The following is a 5,375-nucleotide window of genomic DNA, read 5'->3' as shown; positions in this document are numbered from 1 at the left end:
GGGGCGGCACGACTGGGGGTGCAACAACCGGCGCGACGGGCGGTGTGACCGGCGGTGCAACTGGCGGCGGCTCTGCCGCAGCAGGCTTGCCGCCGAACCAGCTCGACGGTGAAAACACCGACCTGGCCGGCGCCGGCGGCTCCACGGGCGCCTCGGCCGGAGAGGCGGCTGGGCTTGGCGCTGGCGTTTCGGCCGGGGGTTTTTTCTTGAAGAAACTGAACATCGGGGCGTTTTTACAATCCGAGCCATTCTATGAAACACCCCTCGCCACGCCGCGCTGCGTCTGGTGCGGTGCTGGCTTCGGTGCTGATCGCGCCTTGGGCTGGCTCTGCCCTGGCGCAACCCACTCCACCGGCCACCTCCGCCGCGCCGGCCCCCGCTTCCTCGAACCAGCCGCGCCAGTTCACGCTTGCCAATGGCATGACCCTGATCGTCAAGCCCGACCGGCGCGCGCCCACCGCAGTGCAGATGGTCTGGGTGCGGGTCGGCTCCATGGACGAGGTCGACGGCACCTCGGGCGTCGCACACGTGCTCGAACACATGCTCTTCAAGGGCACCAAGACGCTCAAGCCCGGCGAGTTCTCGCGCCGCGTCGCCGCGCTGGGCGGGCGCGAAAACGCCTTCACCACGCGCGACTATACCGGCTACTACCAGCAGATCCCGGCCGACAAGCTCGAGCAGGTCATGGCGCTGGAGTCCGACCGCTTCGCCAACAACCAGTGGCCCGACGGCGAATTCACGCGCGAGATCGAGGTGGTCAAGGAAGAGCGCCGCCTGCGCACGGAAGACCAGCCCCGAGCCCTGCTCGGCGAGCAGCAGAATGCCGCCGTCTTCACCGCATCGCCTTATCACCGCCCTGTCGTCGGCTGGATGAGCGACCTGGACGCGATGACGCCCGCCGACGCGCGCGCCTTCTTCGAGCGCTGGTACGTGCCGGCCAATGCCGCGGTGGTGGTGGCCGGCGACGTCGACGTCGACAAGGTGCGCGCCCTGGCCGAGAAGTACTACGGTCGCATCCCCGCACGCGCGGTGCCCGAGCGCAAGCCCCGCATCGAGCCGACGCAGCGCGGCATCCGGCGCATCGAGTTCAAGGCGCCGGCCGAGCAGGCCTACGTGTCCCTGGCCTACCGCGTGCCGCAGATCCCGAACACCGATCAATTCGACGGCCCGGGCGATTCCTATGCCCTGCTGGTGCTATCCGCCGTGCTCGACGGTTATCCGGGGGCGCGGCTCGACCGCGCGCTGACGCAGGGGCCTGCGCGCGTTGCCGATTCGGCCGGTGCCTACGCGGGCTTCGTCGGCCGCGGCCCTCAGCTCTTCGTGCTCGACGGCGTGCCGGCCGCCGGCAAGACACCCGAAGCGGTGGAAGCCGCGTTGCGCGAGCAGGTGGCCAAGATCGCCCGCGAGGGCATCGGCGAAGCCGAACTGGCCCGGGTCAAGACGCAGTGGACGGCCAGCGAAACCTACAAGCTCGACTCGGTGATGTCGCAGGCGCGCGAACTCGGCAGCAACTGGATCCAGGGCCTTCCGCTGGACGCCAGCGCGCGCGTCATCGCGCGGCTGCAGACGGTCACCTCGGAGCAGGTGCAGGCCGTGGCCGCCAAGTACTTCGGCGACGACCAGATGACCGCCGCCACGCTGCGGCCGCTGCCACCCGATCCCCAACGCCGCGCCCGCGGCTTCGCTGCACCCGCGGGAGACATGCGATGAACACGACGAACTTCATGCCCCTCCTCACGAACGCCAGGGCACTCTTGTGTGTCGGCCTCACGCTGGTCGCCACTGCCGCCCATGCCGCCGTGCCGATCGAACACTGGACCCTGCCGAACGGTGCCAAGGTCTACATGGCCGCGACCGATGCGTTGCCGATCGTCGACGTGCAGATCGACTTCGACGCCGGCAGCCGACGCGACCCGCCGGCGCAGGCAGGCCTGGCCGGCGTGACCGCCGGGATGGTGGAGAAGGGCATTCGCGCAAGTGGTGCCGAGCCGGCGATGGACCAGAACGCCCTCGGCGAAGCCTGGGCAGACCTGGGCGCCAACTTCGACGCCAGCGCAGGCTCCGACCGCATGAGCTTCTCGTTGCGCACGCTCGCCAAACCCGATTTGCTCGACAAGGCCGTGCGCTTGGCCGCGCGCGAGATCGGCGAGCCGGCCTTCCCCGAAGACGTATGGCAGCGCGAACGCGAGCGCCTCAATGCTTCCATCCGCGAGTCGAACACCAAGCCCGCGACCCTGGCCGCGCGTACGTTCGGGCAGGACGTCTACGGCAGCCATCCGTACGGGCTGGACACCACCGAAGCCACGCTCGCACGCATCGACACGGCCGCGATGCGCCAGCGCTACGAGCAGATGATCCAGCCGTGCCGCGCCAAGCTCAGCATCGTGGGGGCCGTGACGCGCGCGCAGGCCGACGCGATCGCGACCACGCTGCTGTCCCGCCTTCCCGTGCCGACCGGCGGCTGTCCCGCGTTGCCGCCCGTGGGCGACGTGGCACCGCTCGCGGCCGCCAAGGACGAACGCCTGCCCTTCGAGTCGGCCCAGGCCCATGTCTGGATCGGGCAGCCCGGCTACCCGCGCAGCGATGCGGACCATTTCGCGCTCACGCTCGGCAACTACATCCTGGGCGGCGGCGGCTTCGTCTCGCGCCTGACGGATGAAGTGCGCGAGAAGCGCGGCCTGGCCTACAGCGTCTACAGCACCTTCTCGCCCGGCCTCCATGCCGGGGCCTTCCGCATCGGATTCCAGACCCGGCCCGACCAGGCAGCCGAAGCGGTCAAGGTGTCGCGCGACGTGGTGGCGAAATTCGTGGCCGAGGGCCCGACCGCGGCCGAACTCAAGGCCGCCAAGGACAACCTGATCGGCGGCTTCCCGCTGCTGCTCGACAGCAACCGCAAGCTGCTGGGCAACGTCGCGAACATCGCCTGGAACGACCTGCCGCTCGACTACCTCGACACCTGGACCGCACGCATGAACGCGGTCACGGTGGCCGACATCAAGGCGGCCTTCGCGCGCAAGCTGCAGCCCGACCGCATGGTGACGGTGGTGGTCGGCGGCAAGCCCTGACGCCGCGCGGGGCCGTGCGGAAGGGGCAGTTAAGCTCGGGCCATGAAGAAGCCCGCAGGAGCCGCTCGCCCGGCCCGCCCGCACGAGGTCCGCATCATCGGCGGCCAATGGAAACGCACCCGCCTGGCCGTCGCCGACAAGCCCGGCTTGCGCCCCACGCCCGACCGCGTTCGCGAAACCCTGTTCAACTGGCTCGCCAGTCTGGCCGGCGCGAGCGGCGGGGAACTGCCGGGCTGGCACTGCATCGACGCCTTCGCCGGGACCGGCGCGCTCGGCTTCGAGGCCGCCTCTCGCGGCGCCGCGTCGGTGCTGCTGTGCGAGCAGGACAATGCGCTCGTGCTGCCGATGCAGGCGCTCAAGGCCAAGCTGGAGGCCGAGGCCGTGCGGATCGAGCGCGGCAACGGCGTGACGGCGCTCGAGCGCGCGGCGGCGGGCAGCATGCATGCCGTCTTTCTCGACCCGCCGTTCGACGCCACGCAGCTCTACGAGCCGGCCTTGCGCGCCGCCGTTCGTGCCCTTCGGCCCGATGGCGTGGTTTATCTCGAAGCGGCGCGCCTCTGGGCCGACGACGAACTCGCCGCGCTCGGGCTGACGCTCTACCGCCACCTCAAGGCCGGTGCCGTGCACGCGCATCTGTTGATGCCGTCGTCCGACGGCACTGCATAATCCGCCCGAACCGGCCACATCGGCTGCACAGCTGCATCAGCTGCACCAGGAGGAAGCAACCATGTCCAGCAACGTGATCGCGGTGTATCCCGGCACATTCGACCCCATCACGCTCGGCCACGAAGACGTGGTGCGCCGGGCGACGCAGCTCTTTTCCAGGGTCATCGTCGCGGTGGCCGCAGGCCATCACAAGAAGGCCTTGTTCACGCTGCAGGAGCGCATCGACATGGCGCGCGACGCCGTGGCCCCCTACAGCGACCAGGTCACGGTCGAAAGCTTCTCGGGCCTGCTGCGCGACTTCGTCGTGGCCCGCGGCGGCAAGGCCATGGTGCGCGGACTGCGCGCCGTCACCGACTTCGACTACGAGTTCCAGCTCGCCGGCATGAACCGCTCGCTGATGCCCGAGGTCGAAACGGTGTTTCTGACCCCCAGCGACAAATACCAGTTCATCTCCAGCACCTTCGTGCGCGAGATCGCGATGCTCGGCGGCGAGGTCGACAAGTTCGTCTCGCGCGGCGTGCAGGACAGCCTGCTCTCCAAGGTGCGCAGCCTGGGCCGCGAATGACGCCGCCGCCGCGCCTGCACGCCTTGGGCGATGCGGCGCTGCTGTGCGAACTGCCGCCGCCGGCCACGCTGGCGCAGCAGCAACAGATCTGGGCGCTGGCCAACGAGGCCTTGCAGTGGCGCGGCGTGCACGAGGTGCTGCCGGGCATGAACAACCTGAGCCTGCTCTTCGACCCTGCGCAGGTCGACGCGGCCGAACTCGAAATGCAGGTGCTGTCGGCCTGGCCGCAATTGGGCGGCCTGGCGGTCGAAGTCCGCGAGATTCGCATACCGGTCGTCTATGGCGGTGATGCCGGGCCCGACCTGGCCGACGTGGCCGCGCACACGGGGCTGGCGCCGGCCGAAGTGGTGCGTCGCCACAGCAGTGCCGACTATGTGGTCTACCTGTTGGGCTTCCTGCCCGGCTTCGCCTTCATGGGCGGCCTGCCGCCGGAACTGGCGACGCCCCGGCGTAACGAGCCCCGCGTGGCGGTGCCGGCGCGCTCGGTGGGCATCGGTGGCGCGCAGACCGGCATCTATCCGCTGGTCTCGCCGGGCGGCTGGCAGCTGATCGGCCGGACCTCGATGCAACTCTTCGACCCGACGGCGGCCGAGCCCACCTTGCTGCGGCCCGGCGACCGCGTGCGCTTCGTCGTGGAAAGCGTGGCGTCGTGACGGCGCCTGGCCGGCTGACGGTGCTGCGGCCGGGGCCGCTGGCTTCCGTGCAGGACCTGGGGCGCCATGGCCATCGGCAGCAGGGCATCTGCCCTGGCGGCGCGCTCGACGCGCTCGCGTTGGTGCTGGCCAATCGCCTGGCCGGCAATGCCGACGGCGCCGCCGGCCTCGAAATCACGTTGGGCGGTTGCGAGATCCGCTTCGAGACGGCGACCCGCATCGCACTGGCCGGTGACGACTTCGGCGCCCGCCTCGATGGCGTGCCGCTGTGGCCGTGCTGGAGCTTCCCGGTCGCGGCGGGTCAGGTGCTGCGCCTCGGCGCCGCCAACGAATGGAGCGCCAAGGCGGGTCTGCGCAGCTGGCTGGCGGTGGCGGGGGGGATCGACGTGCCCCCGGTCATCGGCTCGCGAAGCACCGACCTCAAGG

5 protein-coding genes and 1 pseudogene are annotated in these 5,375 nt (G+C 70.3%); all 6 read left to right on the top strand.

Translation table 11 applies throughout. The features are described 5' to 3' along the window. The first annotated feature begins 252 nt into the window (after window positions 1-252). Window positions 253-1,710 carry a pitrilysin family protein gene (locus B0W80_RS33670; protein ID WP_077003486.1) on the top strand — a complete coding sequence of 486 codons (1,458 nt, stop codon included), beginning with the start codon at window positions 253-255 and terminating at the stop codon, window positions 1,708-1,710. 14 nt (window positions 1,711-1,724) lie between these two features. Beyond that, the gene (locus B0W80_RS33665; protein ID WP_077003487.1) at window positions 1,725-3,065 is read left to right on the top strand and encodes a pitrilysin family protein; all 1,341 of its coding nucleotides are present in this window, start codon (window positions 1,725-1,727) and stop codon (window positions 3,063-3,065) included. Between the two features lie 42 nt (window positions 3,066-3,107). Continuing rightward, entirely contained in the window at window positions 3,108-3,731 is a 624-nt protein-coding gene (locus tag B0W80_RS33660; RefSeq protein ID WP_077003485.1) for an RsmD family RNA methyltransferase, read from the top strand. Between the two features lie 61 nt (window positions 3,732-3,792). Then, window positions 3,793-4,296 (top strand): pantetheine-phosphate adenylyltransferase, encoded by a 504-nt coding sequence (coaD, locus tag B0W80_RS33655; protein WP_077003484.1) that lies wholly within the window; start codon window positions 3,793-3,795, stop codon window positions 4,294-4,296. Further along, complete coding sequence (gene pxpB, locus B0W80_RS33650; protein WP_077003483.1) at window positions 4,293-4,949, top strand: 5-oxoprolinase subunit PxpB; 657 nt, start codon at window positions 4,293-4,295, stop codon at window positions 4,947-4,949. The genes coaD and pxpB overlap by 4 nt, the downstream gene beginning before the upstream one ends. Then, window positions 4,946-5,375: pseudogene (locus B0W80_RS33645) on the top strand (allophanate hydrolase); the annotation flags it as partial. The gene pxpB and the pseudogene B0W80_RS33645, both read left to right, overlap by 4 nt.

The sequence above is a fragment of the Variovorax sp. KK3 genome (genome assembly GCF_001984055.1).
Lineage (GTDB): Bacteria > Pseudomonadota > Gammaproteobacteria > Burkholderiales > Burkholderiaceae_C > Variovorax.
This window is presented reverse-complemented; position numbering and strand designations above follow the sequence as displayed.

What these genes read in the sequence shown, in the direction of transcription:
- B0W80_RS33660 (WP_077003485.1), top strand. Translation starts at nt 3,108, where the DNA reads ATGAAGAAGCCCGCAGGAGCCGCTCGCCCGGCCCGCCCGCACGAGGTC.
- B0W80_RS33670 (WP_077003486.1), top strand. Translation starts at nt 253, where the DNA reads ATGAAACACCCCTCGCCACGCCGCGCTGCGTCTGGTGCGGTGCTGGCT.
- coaD (WP_077003484.1), top strand. Translation starts at nt 3,793, where the DNA reads ATGTCCAGCAACGTGATCGCGGTGTATCCCGGCACATTCGACCCCATC.
- B0W80_RS33665 (WP_077003487.1), top strand. Translation starts at nt 1,725, where the DNA reads ATGCCCCTCCTCACGAACGCCAGGGCACTCTTGTGTGTCGGCCTCACG.
- pxpB (WP_077003483.1), top strand. Translation starts at nt 4,293, where the DNA reads ATGACGCCGCCGCCGCGCCTGCACGCCTTGGGCGATGCGGCGCTGCTG.